Annotated in this window: 19 protein-coding genes; 12 read left to right on the top strand and 7 right to left on the bottom strand. The window is 38.4% G+C overall.

What is annotated here, in order from left to right:
• The coding region (lepB, locus tag VLB74_RS04685; protein ID WP_325202300.1) for a signal peptidase I at positions 1-999 on the top strand (999 nt) is incomplete at its 5' end.
• Between the two features lie 77 nt (positions 1,000-1,076).
• Positions 1,077-1,688, top strand: coding sequence for a WbqC family protein (locus VLB74_RS04680; RefSeq protein WP_325202299.1), 612 nt, complete (start codon positions 1,077-1,079; stop codon positions 1,686-1,688).
• Here VLB74_RS04680 and VLB74_RS04675 read toward each other — a convergent pair whose 3' ends face one another.
• The 6 genes from VLB74_RS04675 to VLB74_RS04650 form a co-directional block, all read right to left on the bottom strand.
• Positions 1,689-2,726, bottom strand: coding sequence for an endonuclease/exonuclease/phosphatase family protein (locus tag VLB74_RS04675; protein WP_325202298.1), 1,038 nt, complete (start codon positions 2,724-2,726; stop codon positions 1,689-1,691).
• 39 nt (positions 2,727-2,765) lie between these two features.
• A complete protein-coding gene (locus VLB74_RS04670) occupies positions 2,766-3,638 on the bottom strand; it encodes a rhomboid family intramembrane serine protease (protein WP_325202297.1) in 873 nt (290 codons plus the stop codon).
• A 53-nt stretch (positions 3,639-3,691) separates the two neighbouring features.
• Positions 3,692-4,435, bottom strand: a complete 744-nt coding sequence (locus VLB74_RS04665) for a rhomboid family intramembrane serine protease (protein WP_325202296.1) — start codon at positions 4,433-4,435, stop codon at positions 3,692-3,694.
• Complete coding sequence (gene mutL / locus VLB74_RS04660; RefSeq protein WP_325202295.1) at positions 4,432-6,324, bottom strand: DNA mismatch repair endonuclease MutL; 1,893 nt, start codon at positions 6,322-6,324, stop codon at positions 4,432-4,434. Before mutL ends, VLB74_RS04665 begins: the two co-directional genes overlap by 4 nt.
• A 195-nt stretch (positions 6,325-6,519) precedes the next feature.
• Positions 6,520-7,014: a 6,7-dimethyl-8-ribityllumazine synthase gene (gene ribH, locus VLB74_RS04655; protein WP_325202294.1), complete on the bottom strand. Its 495-nt coding sequence runs from the start codon at positions 7,012-7,014 to the stop codon at positions 6,520-6,522.
• Between the two features lie 68 nt (positions 7,015-7,082).
• Entirely contained in the window at positions 7,083-7,874 is a 792-nt protein-coding gene (locus VLB74_RS04650) for a tetratricopeptide repeat protein (RefSeq protein WP_325202293.1), read from the bottom strand.
• Between the two features lie 134 nt (positions 7,875-8,008).
• Here VLB74_RS04650 and recF point away from each other — a divergent pair, with 134 nt between their 5' ends.
• The 7 genes from recF (at position 8,009) to VLB74_RS04615 (ending at position 14,453) form a co-directional block, all read left to right on the top strand.
• Positions 8,009-9,088, top strand: a complete 1,080-nt coding sequence (gene recF, locus VLB74_RS04645) for a DNA replication/repair protein RecF (RefSeq protein WP_325202292.1) — start codon at positions 8,009-8,011, stop codon at positions 9,086-9,088.
• 26 nt (positions 9,089-9,114) lie between these two features.
• The gene (locus tag VLB74_RS04640) at positions 9,115-9,810 is read left to right on the top strand and encodes a thioredoxin domain-containing protein (RefSeq protein WP_325202291.1); all 696 of its coding nucleotides are present in this window, start codon (positions 9,115-9,117) and stop codon (positions 9,808-9,810) included.
• A gap of 20 nt (positions 9,811-9,830) precedes the next feature.
• The gene (gene murB, locus VLB74_RS04635) at positions 9,831-10,844 is read left to right on the top strand and encodes a UDP-N-acetylmuramate dehydrogenase (protein ID WP_325202290.1); all 1,014 of its coding nucleotides are present in this window, start codon (positions 9,831-9,833) and stop codon (positions 10,842-10,844) included.
• A 191-nt stretch (positions 10,845-11,035) separates the two neighbouring features.
• On the top strand, positions 11,036-11,659 hold the full coding sequence (locus VLB74_RS04630) for an FMN-binding negative transcriptional regulator (protein WP_325202289.1): 624 nt from the start codon (positions 11,036-11,038) through the stop codon (positions 11,657-11,659).
• A gap of 125 nt (positions 11,660-11,784) precedes the next feature.
• A complete protein-coding gene (locus VLB74_RS04625; protein ID WP_325202288.1) occupies positions 11,785-12,891 on the top strand; it encodes a glycosyltransferase in 1,107 nt (368 codons plus the stop codon).
• Between the two features lie 38 nt (positions 12,892-12,929).
• Complete coding sequence (locus tag VLB74_RS04620) at positions 12,930-13,448, top strand: RNA polymerase sigma factor (protein WP_325202301.1); 519 nt, start codon at positions 12,930-12,932, stop codon at positions 13,446-13,448.
• Positions 13,449-13,616: 168 nt separating this feature from the next.
• The gene (locus VLB74_RS04615) at positions 13,617-14,453 is read left to right on the top strand and encodes an energy transducer TonB (protein WP_325202287.1); all 837 of its coding nucleotides are present in this window, start codon (positions 13,617-13,619) and stop codon (positions 14,451-14,453) included.
• Positions 14,454-14,481: 28 nt separating this feature from the next.
• On the opposite strand, the gene nhaA is transcribed toward VLB74_RS04615, so the two are convergent.
• Entirely contained in the window at positions 14,482-15,642 is a 1,161-nt protein-coding gene (nhaA, locus tag VLB74_RS04610) for a Na+/H+ antiporter NhaA (RefSeq protein WP_325202286.1), read from the bottom strand.
• 158 nt (positions 15,643-15,800) lie between these two features.
• Here nhaA and lipA point away from each other — a divergent pair, with 158 nt between their 5' ends.
• The 3 genes from lipA to VLB74_RS04595 form a co-directional block, all read left to right on the top strand.
• A complete protein-coding gene (lipA, locus tag VLB74_RS04605) occupies positions 15,801-16,673 on the top strand; it encodes a lipoyl synthase (protein ID WP_325202285.1) in 873 nt (290 codons plus the stop codon).
• Positions 16,674-16,679: 6 nt separating this feature from the next.
• On the top strand, positions 16,680-17,681 hold the full coding sequence (gene gap / locus VLB74_RS04600; RefSeq protein WP_325202284.1) for a type I glyceraldehyde-3-phosphate dehydrogenase: 1,002 nt from the start codon (positions 16,680-16,682) through the stop codon (positions 17,679-17,681).
• A gap of 32 nt (positions 17,682-17,713) precedes the next feature.
• A partial coding sequence (locus VLB74_RS04595) for a tetratricopeptide repeat protein (protein WP_325202283.1) occupies positions 17,714-18,785 on the top strand: 1,072 nt, incomplete at its 3' end.

Here is an 18,785-nt window from a genome sequence, read left to right as displayed (position 1 = left end):
CACGACTCTATACCATTCGTAGGCGTAAAATCGTATTCAAAATGGCCACAATTACCGTATTTCCGCTTCCCTGGGGTTCAAAAAATTAAACGTAATGACATTGTAGTATTCAACTGGCCAGCCGATACCGTGTATCAGTTTTTTGACCGTTCCGGAAGAAAAGCCGACAAACCGATTGACAAAAAATCGAACTACGTAAAACGTTGTGTGGGAACACCTGGAGATAATTTATCTATTAAAGACGGTGCTATTTTTATTGACGGAAAAGAATTGATACTTCCTGAAAGAGCGAAACCGCAGTATTCCTACAAAATTTCTATTGATGGAAAAACGCCTATCAACTTTGAATATCTTTTAAAAGAGTTAAACATTACGGATCCGGCAGGACAGACAGCGAAGGACACTATTTTATTCAGTGCCTTAACATCTGAAAGTGCTGCACGATTAAAAAACACTCCGGGTGTTACTTCCGTGACGCGAATTATTGATAGAACGGCTGATAAACGAATCTTCCCTCATACGCAAGCGTGGAGCCAGGACAATTTAGGACCGATTTACATTCCGGAACAAGGAAAAACAGTCGAATTGAATGCCGAAACATTACCTTTCTATCAAAGAATCATAACCGAGTACGAGCACAACGATTTAAAAGTAACCGGTAATGATATCCGCATCAACGGTCAGATTGCTAAAAATTACACTTTCAAGCAGGATTATTACTGGATGATGGGAGACAACCGTCACAACTCTGAAGATTCAAGATATTGGGGATTCGTTCCTGCAGATCATATTGTAGGGAAACCGGTTTTCATCTGGATGAGTTTAGACCAAAATATCCCTTGGAGTAAAGCCATTGATAAAATCCGTTGGGAGCGTTTGTTTACTACTGTGGGTGGTGACGGACAGCCCGTTTCGTATTTCAAATATTTCTTCTTTGCAATTTTGGGCTACTTTGGATATAGCTTTTTCAGAAAAAAACAAGCGAAGAAAAAAGCGTAAATAATAGTGTTAATGGTTTTGCGGTAGTGCATCATTACTGCAAAACTATTTTATAGAAAAAAGAGAATTATTTCGTCATGAACATCTTATTACATCCTACCTATTTCCCATCCATCAGTCATTTTGTTGCGATGGCAAAAGCAGACACGATTACGTTTGAAATGGAAGATAATTTCCAAAAACAAACCAATCGTAACAGGATGTATATCTATTCTCCGAACGGAATTCAATTGCTGAATATCCCCGTAAAGCACACATTAAGCGCTCATCAGAAATTTAAGGATGTTCGTATCGAGAATGATTTCGATTGGCAGAAAAACCACTTCAAATCATTAGAAGCCGCTTATCGTACCTCGCCTTTTTTTGAGTATTTTGAAGACGATATCCGACCTATCTTTGAAAAGAAACACGAGTTCATGATGGACTTAAACTTTCAGACCATCGAGATTGTAACTGAATGTCTGGGCGCTAAATTCAACTTCGAAAAAACAATTGAATATTTCCACGATGCTAACGGTTTAACCGATTTCAGAACTTTAGCCAACGGAAAGAAAGACACTTCTGTCTTTAAACCTTACACTCAAGTTTTCGAAGAAAAACACGGCTTTTTAAACAACTTAAGCATTTTGGATTTGTTGTTTAATGAAGGTCGCTACGCAATGGATTATATGAAGAATCAGTCCTTGTAATTACTCTTCCCTTTTTAGCATGAGTCGGGTGGTAATCGGAAAGTGATCTGAATTGACAAAGTTGTCAAAACTCTTAAAATTCTTCACTTCAAAAGCTTTATCCACTAAAATATAATCGATTCTGGCCGGATAAAATTCGTAATCGTACGTTTTTCCAAACCCTTCTCCGGCTTCTTCGAAAGTATCTTTCATACTGCCTTTAATATTACGGTATACGTACGAAAAAGCACTGTTATTCATATCTCCGCAGATAATCTTGGGATAATTGCAGTCGGCTTTGTGCTCTTTTATCATTTCAGACTGCGCTTGCTGTTCAGCAAAGGCTTCTCCCATACGGCGGAAAATCTTTTTGGACTTTGCCTCATCAATCTTCTCATGGATATCCGGACTGATTTTCGTAGACTGCAAATGCATACTGTATACACGAATGGTGTCCCTTCTCATTTTAATATCGGCAAAAATCACATTATTATCCGAACCTGGAAAATCAAGTTCCCCTTTTTCAATTATCGGAAACTTCGAAAAAATTGCCTGTCCGGTATGTATATTATCCCCCTGCATCAATATATACTTATACTTATAGCCTCTTAAATCTATTTTAACCGAAGTAGTATATTCCTGTATACACAAAACATCCGGATTTTGAGACGCTATAAAATCGGCGATATCTTCCGGGATATTCTGTTTACTCATCCATTCAAAAACATTGAAAAGACGAACATTATAACTCATTACCGAAAAATCATTATCCTCGACAATCAGGTCTTTTCCGGAAAATTTATAGAATTTATTGAAAAAAGTAATTCCAATCAACAAAACAATGATCGAAAGAAAAACCTGTCGCTTCAACTGAAGCAGCCAATAGACCACAAATACAATGTTAAGTATAAGCATTAAAGGCAATATCAGGGTTAACACCGATAAAAACGGAAACATTTTCGGTGCTAAAAAGGGCAACAAATAAGCCACCAATGTCAATACCGTCAAAACGATATTTAAAAAAAAGACTATTTTATTTATCCAAGATAAGTTCTTCATTAACCGACCGAATGATTATAACAGGCTATTAGACAAGTATTACTTATTATTATCCCCTACTTTAAACAAAAAATCTTTCTCCTCTTTAGTCAGACTGTCATATCCCGATTTACTGATCTTATCTAAAATCTCATCGATTTTCTTTTGGGTAGTACTGCTTTTCTCAACCGTTACCTTGGTTGAATTGTATTGAGGACTGGCATTTTTATGAACTTTTTTAAAGGGAGTTGTTTTTTTGGGGGAGAACAAAGAAACAAAATAATCAATAACATTTGACACTATTTTACTCAAATCAGTCCCTTGTTGTAATGTTTTGATATACAAAAACCCAAAAAGTGACCCTCCCAAATGCGCCAAATGACCTCCCGTATTGCTCATTGGAACCTGTATCAGATCCAAAACAAACAAAACCAAGGCGATATGCCACAACTTCACATTACCAATTAACAACAACCTGATTTCCGAAAAGGGCGCATAGGTCGCCGACGCAATAAGCACTGCCATAATCGCTCCGGATGCCCCAACCAAAAAGGTATTACTATGAAGAAACAAATCGGCGAGAACGAAAACTAATCCGGCAAAAACGCCTCCCAACAAATACAATCCAAAAAATTGCTTCTGGGTGAAATAGGTTAAAAACAATCGGCTGGTAAAATTCAACACAATCATATTGAATAATAAATGCCAAAAATCAGCGTGAAGGAACGCATAGGTAATTAACGTCCAGGGTTTGACAGCCGCAATCTTAAAATCCGACGATAAACAGAGCCAGTCTTTCAATATACCAAACAAAGAAGGAAAAAACGATTGTATGACAAAAAAAGGCAAAGCAATCCCTACGTTCCAGAAAATAAGTTTCTGAGTAACATCACCTGTTCTATATTGTAATTTGAAGTCGTCTAAAATATTCATTCGTAAATGTATTATTTAGGAATTACGTTTTTCTTGATTTTTAATTACCTGCTTCAATTCCACCTATTATTGTTAAACTGGTTTTTCTTCCAGTAGAACATCATGATAAACCCGATTAGTGCCCCTCCAATATGAGCAAAATGCGCAATTCCGGTACCTCCTCCAAAAATTGAATTCCCTTTTACTCCTAAAAACAAATCCAGTAGTAATAATCCCGGAACAAAATATTTTGCTTTGATTGGAACCGGCAAAAAGATCAGCGCCAAACCGGCATTAGGAAACATGAAAGCAAAAGCAACCAAAAGACCGTAAACGGCTCCGGAAGCCCCAACGGCTGGCACCATAAAACTTTGTAAAAACCCTTCAAAATTTCCTCCCAAAAATTCCTGCCAACGGGTATCATATTTCCCTTCGGCTAAAATTGACATAATCTCCTCTTTCTTAAAACCGTTTTCAACCAATAAATCCAAACCTCCATGAAAACTATAATAATTAACGGCTGTATGCAATAATGCAGATCCCAATCCGCATGAAATATAAAAAAACAAAAATTTCCTTCCTCCCCAAAAATGTTCCAAAGCGCTTCCGAAAGAATACAACGCAAACATATTGAAAAGGATATGCATGAGTCCGCCGTGCATAAACATATGGCTTATTGGCTGCCAAAACTTGAAATTTGGATTTTCAAAGTAAAAAAGCGACAAATAACCTCCGGCTGCAGGAACCAACATGGAACCCACAAAAAAAAGCACATTTATAATAATTAACTGTTTAACAGTTTCGGTCATGTTCATCATACGGCAAAACGTTTGTCTAAATCTTCCACACCCATAGTAATGAAAGTAGGTTTATTAAAAGGGGAAACATTGGGATCTTTACAGGCGAATAACGAATTTACAATGTTTTCCTGTTCTTTTTCAGTCAGATAAGTTCCAGTTTTTACCGAAAGGCTTCTCGCCATCGATTTGGCAATACGGTCGCTCTGACTAAAACTGCTTTCCGGAAGCTCTCCCTGCAAATCGCAAATCAACTCTTCCAAAAGGCCTCTTACTTCACTTTCCGAAACATTTACCGGTAAGCCCGAGATGACAAGAATTTCTGCTGTCATGGCGCTAAAAACAAAACCGGTATTTTCAAGAGAAGATCGAAGCTCTTTAATCATAGTCATTTCGGATTGGGAAAAATGTAGTTCCAATGGAAAAAGCAACTGCTGACTTGCAGCGTGATGTACTGTAATATTCGTCAGAAGCTGTTCGTACAAAATACGCTGGTGCGCCCGTTCCTGATACAAAATCATCATTCCGGATTTAATCGGACTGACAATATATTTTTTCTGAATCTGATACGTACGGTTACCTGTCGATTCTACTTCCTTATCATCAAAAAGGGAACCGGTCACTTCTTCACTCTCAAATTGGATTTCGCTTACGTCGATTTCTTCCGTTGCCGTTTTCAATCCAACATAAAGGCTTTCCCAACTGGAATTGTTTAGTTGTTTTTTATATCCTGAATTAAAGCTCGATCCAAACGAATGAGATCCTCCCGAAGAAGATGCAAATGATTTCACTGGTGCTTCATCAGCAAACGGATTAAAATTGGCATCTACCTGGATTAACGGCGTTTCACTTTCTTTTTCTCTGTAATCGTAGGGAATATCTAAAGACGAATCCCTTTCAAAGTCTAAAATCGGAGCCACATTGAACTGCCCTAAACTGTGTTTGATGGAAGACCTTAAAATGGCATACATTGCCTGATCGTCATCAAATTTGATTTCGGTCTTTGTCGGATGGATATTGATATCTATGGTATGCGGAGGCACATCGAGGTATAAAAAATAACTCGGCTGGCTTCCGTCTTTTAACAAACCTTCATAAGCCGCCATTATCGCATGATGCAGGTAGGGACTTTTAATAAACCGGTCGTTAACGAAGAAAAACTGCTCTCCTCTGTTCTTTTTTGCAAATTCGGGTTTGCCGACAAATCCCTGAATCCCCATTATTTCGGTACTTTCCGTAACCGGAACCAGTTTTTCATTGGTCTTACCTCCAAAAACATTTACGATACGCTGACGCAGATTGGATTGCGGCAAATTAAACATTTCACTGCCGTTATGATAAAGCATGAAATGAATATTCGGATGCGCTAAAGCCACGCGTTCAAAATCATCCACAATATGACGAAACTCTACCGTATCCGATTTAAGGAAATTGCGTCGTGCCGGTATATTGAAAAATAGATTTTTTACCGAAAATGAGGTTCCTCTAGGCAAAACAGCCACATCTTGAGAAACAAACTTACTGCCTTCAATAACAATATGTGTTCCCAATTCTTCCTGATCCTGCTTGGTTTTCAATTCCACATGAGCAATTGCCGCTATGGAAGCCAAAGCTTCGCCGCGAAAACCTTTCGTATGCAATGAAAATAAATCTTCCGCCTGACGGATTTTGGAAGTCGCGTGGCGTTCGAAACACAAACGCGCATCGGTTACCGACATCCCTTTCCCGTTATCTATTACCTGAATCAGGGTTTTTCCCGCATCCTTAACTATGAGTTTTATTTCGGTAGCGCCTGCATCAACCGCATTTTCCACCAATTCTTTTACCACAGAAGCAGGTCGTTGAACAACTTCTCCGGCAGCAATCTGGTTCGCAACGTGATCGGGTAGTAATTGAATTATGCTTGACATTGAAATTTAATAAGTTAAGAATTACGGATCGCATAAGCGCCTATCCTGACAAATTTAAGCAAAAGGTTTCTGTTATTCTAGCCAAGACAATCATAAAAAACAAAAAAACCTACTCTTCCGAATAGGTTTTTTTAAATAGTATTTTTTTTCGGTCTGCACCTCATTTTTTTCGGAGGCAAACTACTAAATTCTTATTTATTGAGCTGTTTTTCTTCTCAAATCAGCCATTTTGATAGCCGCAATTGCTGCTTCCGTTCCTTTATTTCCATGAGCACCACCACTTCTGTCAATGGATTGCTGCTCATTATTATCGGTTAAGACACAAAAAATAACGGGCACATCGGTTTGAACGTTCAAATCTTTAATTCCTTGCGTTACACCTTCGCACACAAATTCAAAATGCATCGTCTCCCCTTTAATAACACAGCCTATTGTAATGACACAATCCACTTCCTGTGTAACAATCATACGCTGCGCACCGTAAACCAGTTCGAAACTGCCGGGCACATTCCATCGGATGATATTTTCCGGAAGCGTTCCGCAATCTAAAAGTGCCGCTTCGACCCCGGAATACAATCCTTCAGTGATTTTATCGTTCCATTCTGAAACAACAATCCCAAACCGAAAATCTTTCGCGTTTGGGATTGTGTTTTTATCGTATTCTGATAAATTTTTATTTGCTGTCGCCATAATTTTAATTTAGAAATTAGAAGTCAGAAAAAAGAAATCACATTCAAACTCTGCCTTCTGCTCTCAATTTATTCAACCATTGCAATCATTGCATCAATCGTAGCACCTTCCTGAGAAGTTTCGTATTTCTCTTTAATTTGAGTAAAGAATTTCAAAGCTTCTGCTTTTTTACCCATTTCCAAAGACAACTGACCTGCTTTGTATAAATATCTTGGCGTAGTAAAATCGTTGATGTTAGCATCAGCAGCTTTTTGGTAGTAACTTAAAGCATCTTCTTTCTGACCTAATTCCGAGTAAGCATCACCGATAGCACCGATAGAAATCGCTTTAAGGAACATATCTTCCGATTTGAATTGCTCTAATTGAGCAACTGCTTCTTTAAACTTACCGGTATTCAAATAAGCCATACCTGCATAGTAATGTGCAAGATTAGCCGCTTTAGTACCAGCGTAGCTATCAGTAATTCCGATGAAACCTAATTTCCCTTCACCACCTTTTAAAGCCAGGTTGTATAAAGAATCATTAGCTGTCTGACCGTCAACTGCCTGCTGAAAATATTGCTGTGCCTGGAACATTTCATTTGCAGCATCATTTTCTTTTGGCTCAACAACGAATTTATCGTATAACAAATATCCCGCTGCCACAACTGCAATAGCACCTACAACACCGAAAATATATTTTTGGTTTTTAGCAACCCAGTCCTCAAGCTTGTTAGCACTTTGATCCAATGTGTTAAACACACCTGCCGTTGCACTGTCTTCCTCTTTAACGTTGTCTATTACATCAACATCAACTTGTTCTTCAACTGCTTCGTCTTTTGGTTTTGGAGCCTTATACCCTCTTTTGTTATATGTTGCCATCTATTTTTAATTTAATGAACGGCAAAAATAAAATTTTTATTCATATATGAAAATCCTTTTTATCGATATTTTTCAATAATTTGCACCCACCTTAAAAAAGGTTTTATTTTTTTCTGAAATAATTCGGATTTCAAGTGCATTTAAAACACCTCTCCCTTTTCAATTACAAGAACATTGACGAAGCAAATTTCGACTTCGATGTAAAAATCAATTGCTTCGTGGGGAAAAACGGGATTGGAAAAACTAATATCCTTGACGCCATTTATCATCTGGCTTACGGAAAAAGCTATTTCAACCCATTAGCAGTACAAAATATCAAACATGGGGAAGAGTTTTTTGTGGTCGATGGTGTCTTCGAAAAAGACGAACGCACGGAGCAAATCGTCTGCAGTTTAAAAAAAGGACAGAAAAAAATCCTGAAACGCAACAACAAACCTTACGAACGTTTTTCGGAACACATCGGATTCATACCCTTGGTAATCATTTCCCCTTCCGATCAGGATCTGATCATTGAAGGAAGCGAAACCCGCAGGAAATTTATCGACAGCGTTATTTCACAACTTGACAGCACTTACCTTCAGCAATTAATTCAGTACCAGAAAATTATTGCACAGCGCAATGCCCTACTGAAATATTTTGCTGCGAATCAGACTTTTGACAACGACACGCTTTCCATATATAACGAACAGCTCGACAGTTTAGGAACATCCATATTTGAAATAAGGAAGCAGTTTCTTGAAGATTTTATTCCGATTTTCAACCAACACCATCAAGCCATTACGGATTCGGCCGAAACAGTTCAAATCGTATATCAGAGTCAGCTTTCCGAAAAACCATTATTGAAACTATTCGAGGAGAACCTAACTAAAGACCGCGTTTTACAATACACCAGTGTAGGCATCCATAAGGATGATTTGTCGTTTGAAATCGATTCGTTCCCGATAAAGAAATTCGGCTCGCAGGGACAGCAGAAATCATTCCTGATTGCACTGAAACTGGCGCAATTCGAATTCATCAAAAAACAGAGCGGTGTCTTACCTATATTATTATTTGATGATATTTTCGACAAACTGGATGAAACCCGCGTGAGTAAAATTGTAGAGATGGTGAATAACGAAACATTCGGGCAATTGTTTATTTCCGATACGCATCCGGAACGAACCGAAAACATCGTAAAATCAACACATCAATCCTATAAGCTATTTAATTTGTAAATTTGCATAATAAATACCACAGTAAAATGAAAGCACTAAAAATTTTAACAATACTTACAATCGCTTTATTTTTCAGCAACTGCAGCAAAGGGCAAAACGCAGAAACAATTTCTGTTGCCGATTTTGAAACAAAATTAAACGCTACCGAAAATGCACAGTTGCTCGATGTAAGAACAGTCGGTGAATACACCGAAGGCCACTTGGACAATTCCAAAAACATTGACTGGAACGGAAATTCTTTTGAAACCGAAGTACAGAAATTAGACAAATCAAAACCTGTTTTTGTATACTGCCTGGTTGGCGGCCGAAGCAAAAAAGCAGCCGACAAACTAACAGCAATGGGCTTTACAACAGTTTACAACATGGATGGCGGCTACATGAAATGGAGCGAGGCACATCCAAAAAAACAGGTAAAAGCCGATACCGGTATGACGAAAGCCGATTACGAAAAATTAATAGCTTCAGACAAATTGGTCGTAATTGATTTCTATGCTGAATGGTGTGGCCCATGTAAAAAAATGGCGCCATATCTGTCTAAAATGGAAAAAGAATACGAAGGCAAAGCAAAAATCATTCGCGTGGATGCCGACAAAAACAAAACACTTTTTAACGGATTAGGCTATAGCGAACTTCCTGTAGTTATCGTATTTAAAGACGGAAAAGAAGTTTGGAAGAAAAACGGGTTTGTTGCCGAAGAAGAATTAAAAGCCCAACTAAAATAACAAACAAGCCAAAAGCATTCATGGAGATCAAACACAATTTTTCGCTAAAAAACTACAACACCTTTAGCATCGAAGCCAAGGCAAAATCGTTTGTCGAAGTTACCAATACCGAAGAATTAGCTCAAATCCTGAAAGAACATCGAAATGAAAAACTATTCATTTTGGGTGGCGGGAGCAATATGCTTTTAACGCAGGACATTGATGCTTTGGTAATCCATATTAACCTGAAAGGCAAAAAAGTCCTGAAAGAAGACGATGATTTTGTTTGGGTTCAGGGAAATGCGGGTGAAAATTGGCATGAATTTGTATTGTGGAATCTGGACCAAAACTTTGGTGGCATTGAAAACATGTCGCTTATCCCGGGAAATGTTGGCACAACCCCTATCCAGAATATTGGCGCCTACGGAGCTGAAATCAAAGACACTTTTGTTTCCTGCGAAGCCATGCGAATAGACACCCAGGAGATGCATACATTTACCAATGATGAATGTCAATTCGGGTATCGCGAGAGCATTTTTAAAAACGAAGCAAAAGACCAATATGTTATTACTTCTGTTGTTTACAAACTGACGAAGAAAAACCATAAAATCAATACATCATACGGTGCTATTGACGGGGAATTGGCAAAGCACAACATTACCAATCCCACCATCAAAGAAGTTAGCAACGCCGTAATCGCCATCCGTCAGAGCAAATTGCCTGACCCGAAAGAACTGGGTAACAGCGGCAGTTTCTTCAAAAACCCGATTGTACCGAAAGAGCTTTACGAAAAAGCACATGCTAAATTTCCGGATATGCCCCATTACACTATTTCGGAAACCGAAGTTAAAGTTCCTGCCGGCTGGCTTATCGAACAAGCAGGCTTTAAAGGAAAACGCTTTGGAGATGCGGGCGTACACACATTACAAGCTTTGGTTCTAGTAAACTACGGAAATGCTACCGGACAGGAGATTCTAAATGTTTCAAAAGATATTCAGAAAACTATTTTAGAAAAATACGGAATTGCTATTGAAGCGGAAGTGAATATTATTTAGTGGTCAGTATTCAGTGGTCAGTCACAGTTGGCAGAAAACAGATTACAGAAGGCAGACAGCAGAATGCAGAAAAAACAATAATCTCGTGTTTGTTTCACATAAACCAATACTATTATTTTCTAACCACCAACAACTAATCCCTTATCCCTTATCCCTAATTCCTAATTCCTAATTCCTAATTCCTAATTCAAATGTACATACCTGAATTATACAAAAACGAAAATCCAGAGGAAATCAAAAGCTTTTTAAAAAGCAACAGCTTTGGTGTTCTGGTAAATCAGACCGAAGGAAAACTTTGGGGCACACACATTCCGCTGGAGTTAGAAACCAATCAACAAGGAAAAGAAGTGTTGTTCGGACACGTTTCCAAAGAAAATCCACAATGGAAATCTTTTGAAAACAACAATGACGTTTTAGCTATATTTTCGGGTCCGCACAGCTATATTTCTTCTTCCTGGTACGATCATGAGAACGTTCCGACTTGGAATTACATAGCCGTTCACGTATACGGAAAAACCAGAATCATTGAAGGGGAAGAAATGCTTTTCGCGCTGAAAAAACTGGTTGACAAATACGAAGCCAATTCCAAAAACCCGGTAAGGATTGAAAATCTATCAAAAGAAAGCATGAAACAGACGGAAGGTTTTGTGGCTTTTGAAATTGAAATTACAGAAATCCAAGCCGTTAAGAAACTGTCACAAAACCGTGATGATAAAAACCACTCGCACATTATTTCCGAGCTGGAAAAGAGTGACGACCAAAACGCCAGAACCATCGCTTGTGAAATGACCAAGGAACGAAAACAGCATTTGTAGTTTACCGAATAACTTAAGATTCGACAACTGTTAACAAGTCGTGATAAACTGTAAACACGAATTAGAGTTTACTAAACACTTTTTTATAAATTTGTCACACAATTTAACATCGATTCAGATTATCCATGCTGCAAATTTTACTCTACGTTTTTATCGGAATCATTGCCATTCAACTTTTTTATTACCTGATTGTTTTCGGAAAATTTGCATTTGCCAAAGCCCAGAAAATCACGCCGAAACGCATCCCAATTTCGGTAATTGTCTGCGCAAAAAATGAAGAGGAAAATGTAAAAAACTTCATCCCTCTTTTACTGGAGCAGAATTATTCTGACTATGAAATCGTGCTTATTGACGATGCTTCAAGTGACGAAACCCTTGAAATTTTTGAAGCCTTCGAACGTCAGCATTCAAATGTAAAATTGGTCAAAGTACAAAACAACGAAGCATTTTGGGGCAATAAGAAATTCGCTTTAACACTGGGAATCAAAGCCGCTTCCAAAGAATATCTCTTATTTACTGATGCCGATTGTTATCCAACATCCAAAGATTGGATTTTAAATATGAGCGCGCAATTCACGATGCATAAAACCATCGTTTTAGGTTATGGCGCTTACGAAAAAATCAAAGGCTCTTTCCTGAATAAAATCATCCGTTTCGAAACCATGCTTACGGCTACACAGTATTTTTCATGGGCTAAAATGGGCAAACCATACATGGGTGTCGGAAGAAATTTAGCCTACAAACGTGAAGAATTTTTCAGGGTAAACGGATTCATCGACCATATGAACGTGCGTTCCGGCGATGACGATTTGTTTATCAATCAGGCTGCCAAAGCAAGCAATACAACTATTTGCTATACTCCGGAAAGTTTTACTGTTTCAGAACCAAAACTAACCTGGAAAGAATGGTTCAACCAGAAACGCCGACATGTTTCGACTGCCAAATTATATAAAGGCTTCGACAAGTTCCAGTTGATATTGTATTATTTTAGCCAACTGTCATTCCTGATACTTGCCATCATTTTACTTGCATTTCAATTTCAATGGATGATTGTGGGCGGATTGGTTGTTTTCCGATATTTGTTCGCATGGATTACGATGGGTTACGCCGCCGGTAAACTCAAAGAAAAAGACGTAATGTATTGGTTCCCGGTAATCGAAATTACACTCATTTTTACACAACTGAACGTTTTCTTTACTAATTTAGTTTCAAAACCCGTACATTGGAAATAACATCGGAAATCATACAGAAAAACATTGAAAAGGCTAAAATGGGAGACCAGGTAGCCTTTACTTTTTTATTGGATTTTTTTTGGAATGAAGTCTACGGATTCATGCTGAAACGCACTGAAAACGAGACCGACACCGAAGACATCACCATTGAAACGTTCGCGAAAGCATTTGACAAAATTTCGACCTACAATCCCGAATTCGGATTTAACACCTGGTTGATTGCCATTGCCAAAAATGTGCATATCGACATGCTTCGCAAGAAAAAATCCTCATTATTTGTAGATTTTAATGACGAAGAGGACCGTCAGGCTTATGATGTTGTGGATACGACCCCAAGCGTAGAAGACGAAATCATTAAAGAACAAAACCTCGCACGACTGCTATTACTCATAAAAGAATTGAAACCTGCATACCAAGAAGTGATACAACTGCGTTATTTTCAGGAAATGAGCTATCAGGAAATCGCCGACGAACTCGACGAGCCTTTAAATAATGTAAAAATCAAGCTTTTACGCGCCAAGAAACTTTTGGCAGAAATCATTCAGAAAAAGCACTAAAAAACTGATTTTTATTCACAAAAATACCTCTTACACCCATTAAAAACCTGCAGATAATGTTAACAAATAAAAAATTTTAATTTTTTTTAACATTTTAAATACTATGATTGCATAGTTTTCGTTATTAAATAAAACAAACGATTTATTTAACCACAAAAACTATTTATCATGTCCAAAATCAACATTTACGAAACCGGTTGGCTTAACATGGTTTTCGAAGGAAGAAACAAAGCCTATGGCGCTTATCAGTTACGAACTGAAAATCCAAAAACAACTGTAAAGGCTTTTTTCTCCGCTATGCTTTTATTAGGCGGAGCAGTAGCTATCCCAGTATTAATCAGCTATCTGGAACCTAAAAAAATTACGGCAGATGTCACTCCTCTCACTTTAGATGAAGACATCATATTAATAGATGCCGATAAATTTATAAAGGAAGAACCAAAAAAAGAAGACACTGGCCCTACCAGCTCAAAACCCTTAACAGACGAAAAAGTTGTTAAATACGTCAACATGGTTGCAGCGAAAAAAGAAAAGGCAACGGAAGATGTGACACGCAACGAAGATTTAGAAACGGGAAAAATAGGAACCGCAAATCAAGACGGCAATGAAAGCAACAGTAACACCACTGCCGTAACAGCAGTTCCTGACACGAAAGGTTCTGAAACAGGTGACAGAAATCCTTCCACAGTTGAAGTACTCGGAACATTAGAAGTGATGCCAGAGTATCCAGGTGGTGTAGCTGCGTTTCTGAATACTGTAGCCAGAAAATTCAAAACACCAGAGGTAGACGAAAATATCAAATCACTAAAAGTATTGGTTTATTTCGTTATCGAAAAAGACGGCACGCTTTCAAATATCAAAGTTACGAGAGATCCGGGGTATAACCTTGGCAAAGAAGCGGCAAGAGTTTTGAACAGCATGAATACAAAATGGACACCGGGCTATAAAAACGGAAAGCCTGTAAGAACCGCCTACAACCTCCCAATTACCGTAAACATCCAATAAAAAGCAAAACTCCGGTTTTGCTTTTTATTTATATTTCTTCCTCAAAAAGCCCATCCTTCTTTAGTACACTTTTCAGAAAAACAAAACCTACAACTCCTGCCACGAGAGAAGAAATCAAAATCGCAATTTTAGAAATCGTAACCGCTTCAGGATTGGATTTAAATGCCAAAAGCGTAATAAAAATAGACATCGTAAAACCGATTCCGGCCATAAACCCCGTAGCTAAAATGTGTTTCCATTTCAGCCCGGGTGGCAAAGCACACCATCCTAAAGCAACTGAAAGAAAACAAAATAGCAAAATCCCGAGAGGCTTGCCTGTTACTAATCCAAGAAAAACACCGATACTATTCTCATGCAACAATCCTTCAATCCAGCCATTTTCAATAAAAATTGCCGTATTGGCCAACGCAAAAACCGGTAAAACAAAAAAGGCTACCGGCTTATGAAGAAAGCGCTGCATCTTTGAGGAGATTGTATTTTCACTTCCGTCGCCAAACGGAATTACAAATGCCAGCAAAACCCCAGAAATAGTAGCATGAATTCCGGAATTCAGCATAAAATACCACATTCCAATCCCGCCAATTATATAAGGAAACCAACTGTTTATTTTCATCCGATTAAAAATGAACAATACCCCCATAATCCCTAAAGCTATACCTAAATTAAAAAGCGAAAGTTGGTCTGTATAAAAAAAGGCGATTACTAAAATAGCCCCAAGATCATCTATTACAGCCAAGGCGGTTAAAAAAACTTTCAACGACATCGGCACTCGGTTTCCCAACAATGACAAAACCCCTAACGCAAAGGCAATATCCGTCGCCATTGGAATTCCGGCTCCCGATTGAGTAGGAGTTCCGTAGTTAAAAACCATATAAATTCCCGCAGGAACCAGCATCCCTCCTAAAGCAGCAATTATCGGAAAAAGGGCGTTTCTTATATTGGACAATTCACCAATATAAACCTCACGCTCCAGTTCCAGTCCAATCAGTAAAAAAAAGATGGTCATCAGTCCGTCGTTTATCCAATGTTCCACCGAATGATGTCCGATCTGAAAGTGCCAAAAGTTCCCGTAACTTTCCTTGAAAATCGAATTCGCCAAAACCAAAGAAATAATCGTGCAGACAATCAAAATCACTCCGGAAGCCTTTTCACTTTCAAAAAATTCAGCAAACAACTTGGTTACTTTCATCGGATTTTGACATTTAAAATAAGTAACTGCTAAAATACCATTTTTTATCGGGACAGAAAAAGCAACCGAAAGCAATCCGACACACCTTATTAAAAATGAGTTAAACCAACCCTCAGATTAACAACAATGCTTATCTTTGCTACAAATATTTTGAGAACATGAACACGGTTTTAGAATCCAACATAATTCCTACGGGCAAACCGAAATGGTTACGCGTAAAACTTCCAACCGGAAAAAAATACACCGAATTAAGAGGATTGGTTGACAAATACAAACTAAATACTATCTGTACTTCAGGAAGTTGTCCTAACATGGGTGAGTGTTGGGGAGACGGAACCGCTACGTTTATGATTCTTGGAAATGTATGTACGCGTTCGTGCGGATTTTGCGGCGTTAAAACCGGAAGACCGGAAACCGTGGATTGGGATGAACCTGAAAAAGTAGCCCGTTCCATCAAAATCATGAACATCAAGCACGCGGTTATCACAAGTGTTGACCGTGATGATATTAAAGACATGGGGTCTATCATCTGGGCGGAAACCATAAAAGCCATACGAAGAATGAATCCCGAAACCACTTTGGAAACCTTAATTCCGGATTTCCAGGGAGTGGAACGCAACCTTGACCGTATCGTCGAAGTAAGCCCGGAAGTGGTTTCACACAATATGGAAACCGTTCGTCGCTTAACCCGCGAGGTGCGTATCCAGGCAAAATATGACAGAAGTTTAGCCGTTTTAAAATATTTAAAAGATCAAGGTATCAGAAGAACCAAATCGGGAATTATGCTTGGTCTTGGTGAAACCGAAGAGGAAGTAATCCAAACCATGAAAGATTTACGTGAGGCCAATGTGGATATCGTAACCATCGGACAGTACTTACAGCCGAGTAAAAAACATTTACCGGTTAAGGAATTCATCACTCCGGAACAATTTGCAAAATACGAGCAGATAGGAAAAGAATTAGGATTCCGTCATGTTGAAAGCGGCGCCTTGGTCCGTTCCTCTTACCATGCTCAAAAACATATTTTATAATTCCGAATGTCTAAAACAAGAATAGCAATAAACGGATTTGGCCGCATTGGCAGGAATCTGTTCCGATTATTACTCAATCATCCTACGATTGAAGTGATTGCTATTAATGACATTGCCGATGTAAAGACAATGGCCCACCTTGTGAAATACGACAGTATTCACGGAGTGCTGCCTTACACCGTCTCCTCCACCGATAACGCAATCATTGTTGATGGAAAACCCTTCTTATTCTTCAATGAAAAGAAAATTTCAGACCTCAACTGGGGTGACTGCAATATAGATTTTGTAATTGAATCCACAGGAAAACACAAAACCTATGAGGATATCAACCAACACATTGCGGCAGGAGCAAAAAGAGTTATCCTCTCTGCTCCTTCAGAAACAGAACTGATAAAAACTGTTGTTTTGGGGGTAAACGAACACATCCTTGACGGAACTGAACTAATAGTATCCAATGCAAGCTGTACCACCAACAATGCTGCACCAATGATTAAAGTCATAGAGGATTTATGCGGTATTGAACAGGCTTATATCACAACGGTTCATTCCTATACAACGGATCAGAGTTTGCATGACCAGCCGCATAAAGATTTGAGAAGAGCCCGAGGCGCAGCGCAATCAATTGTCCCTACAACCACAGGTGCGGCAAAAGCCATAACAAAAATATTTCCTCATTTAGAGGGTAAAATGGGTGGTTGCGGAATAAGGGTTCCCGTTCCTGACGGTTCTTTAACCGATATAACTTTCAACGTAAAAAGGGAAGTTTCCATTGAAGAAATCAACAGCGCCTTTAAAAGAGCTTCTGAAAACGGACTCAAAAATATCCTTGATTACACGGAAGACCCTATAGTTTCCGTAGACATTATAGGAAATACGCATTCCTGTCTTTTTGATGCTCAACTTACTTCGGTAATTGACAAAATGGTTAAAGTTGTCGGATGGTATGATAATGAAATAGGCTATTCTTCACGATTAATTGACCTTATTAGTTTTATTTCTAAAAAATAATTCCTTAAATTTATGCGAATTTCAAGCATAATATGAAGCACCTATCCATTTTACTCTTTTTATTATTCGGGAAGCTGTATTGCTTTTCACAAGAGAAAAATGCAACTACCAAGGTTGACAGTGTACCTTATTATCTTGAAGTTTCCAATTTTCACAAGAGCAGTTTCGACTATGACAAAGCGCTTTTGTATTCCCGAAAGGCGAGACAATATGCCGTCAAAAACAAACTCCAGAGACAACTGGCTGACAGTCATCTTTCTATCGGGAGTATTTACAGTGAGCTGAACAGACAAGACGAAGCCATCGAAAATTACATTCGGAGCACAACCATTTACAACGAGCTGGAAGCTTCCTCGAACAGTGCTTTTTGTTATTACGGATTAGGATTAAGTTATCTTAAAAAAAAGAATTTAGGTCTTGCTGAAAATTACTTCAACAAAGCCCTGACAGAATACAAAACCATAAACATCCCCGAAGCTGCCGATTTAATAGACCTACAGAAAGGAATAATTGAAAAACTGAAAGGAAACAGGAATGCTGCCGTAAAAAAATTCAAAGCCATCATATCGAAAGATGACATGATAACGATTCCTGAAGCAAAAGTAGAAGCATATTTTGAATTGGCAGACATTGAATCCAAAACAAATACACAATCAGCTATCATCAATCTGGAAAAGGCTTACCAGATTTCCAAAGAAGGCAACAACACCAATCAGAAATTACGAATCCTCAAACGTTTAAGCAGTCTTTCCGAATCTACAGACAATATCATCAAATCACATACTTACCTGAAAGAATTCGTCTCGATACGTGATTCGGTTTTCAACATTCGAACAAGAACCGCCGACTTACCTGCCTATGAAAGATATATCGCTACAGAACAATTAAAAGCTATCGACAAGACAAATCGTGAGAACAAAGCACAGGAAAAGTCCATTAAATTCTCCAAATTAATCAGTATCCTGAGCATTGCTTTGATATCCATTCTGTCGCTTTTAAGTCTTTCGTTGTACAAAAACAACATCATCAGAACCAAAACAAACCAACTTCTGAAAGACAAAAATCAGGAACTTGAGATTGAAAAAGAAAAAGCGGAAAGGGCCT

Source organism: Flavobacterium sp., assembly GCF_035456225.1.
GTDB lineage: Bacteria > Bacteroidota > Bacteroidia > Flavobacteriales > Flavobacteriaceae > Flavobacterium.
The sequence above is the reverse complement of the archived record's forward strand: the minus strand, read 5'-3'. Positions and strand labels throughout refer to the sequence as shown.

What these genes read in the sequence shown, in the direction of transcription:
- VLB74_RS04680 (WP_325202299.1), top strand. Translation starts at nt 1,077, where the DNA reads ATGAACATCTTATTACATCCTACCTATTTCCCATCCATCAGTCATTTT.
- VLB74_RS04675 (WP_325202298.1), bottom strand. Translation starts at nt 2,726, where the DNA reads ATGAAGAACTTATCTTGGATAAATAAAATAGTCTTTTTTTTAAATATC.
- VLB74_RS04670 (WP_325202297.1), bottom strand. Translation starts at nt 3,638, where the DNA reads ATGAATATTTTAGACGACTTCAAATTACAATATAGAACAGGTGATGTT.
- VLB74_RS04665 (WP_325202296.1), bottom strand. Translation starts at nt 4,435, where the DNA reads ATGATGAACATGACCGAAACTGTTAAACAGTTAATTATTATAAATGTG.
- mutL (WP_325202295.1), bottom strand. Translation starts at nt 6,324, where the DNA reads ATGTCAAGCATAATTCAATTACTACCCGATCACGTTGCGAACCAGATT.
- ribH (WP_325202294.1), bottom strand. Translation starts at nt 7,014, where the DNA reads ATGGCGACAGCAAATAAAAATTTATCAGAATACGATAAAAACACAATC.
- VLB74_RS04650 (WP_325202293.1), bottom strand. Translation starts at nt 7,874, where the DNA reads ATGGCAACATATAACAAAAGAGGGTATAAGGCTCCAAAACCAAAAGAC.
- VLB74_RS04640 (WP_325202291.1), top strand. Translation starts at nt 9,115, where the DNA reads ATGAAAGCACTAAAAATTTTAACAATACTTACAATCGCTTTATTTTTC.
- murB (WP_325202290.1), top strand. Translation starts at nt 9,831, where the DNA reads ATGGAGATCAAACACAATTTTTCGCTAAAAAACTACAACACCTTTAGC.
- VLB74_RS04630 (WP_325202289.1), top strand. Translation starts at nt 11,036, where the DNA reads ATGTACATACCTGAATTATACAAAAACGAAAATCCAGAGGAAATCAAA.
- VLB74_RS04625 (WP_325202288.1), top strand. Translation starts at nt 11,785, where the DNA reads ATGCTGCAAATTTTACTCTACGTTTTTATCGGAATCATTGCCATTCAA.
- VLB74_RS04620 (WP_325202301.1), top strand. Translation starts at nt 12,930, where the DNA reads ATGGGAGACCAGGTAGCCTTTACTTTTTTATTGGATTTTTTTTGGAAT.
- VLB74_RS04615 (WP_325202287.1), top strand. Translation starts at nt 13,617, where the DNA reads ATGTCCAAAATCAACATTTACGAAACCGGTTGGCTTAACATGGTTTTC.
- nhaA (WP_325202286.1), bottom strand. Translation starts at nt 15,642, where the DNA reads ATGAAAGTAACCAAGTTGTTTGCTGAATTTTTTGAAAGTGAAAAGGCT.
- lipA (WP_325202285.1), top strand. Translation starts at nt 15,801, where the DNA reads ATGAACACGGTTTTAGAATCCAACATAATTCCTACGGGCAAACCGAAA.
- gap (WP_325202284.1), top strand. Translation starts at nt 16,680, where the DNA reads ATGTCTAAAACAAGAATAGCAATAAACGGATTTGGCCGCATTGGCAGG.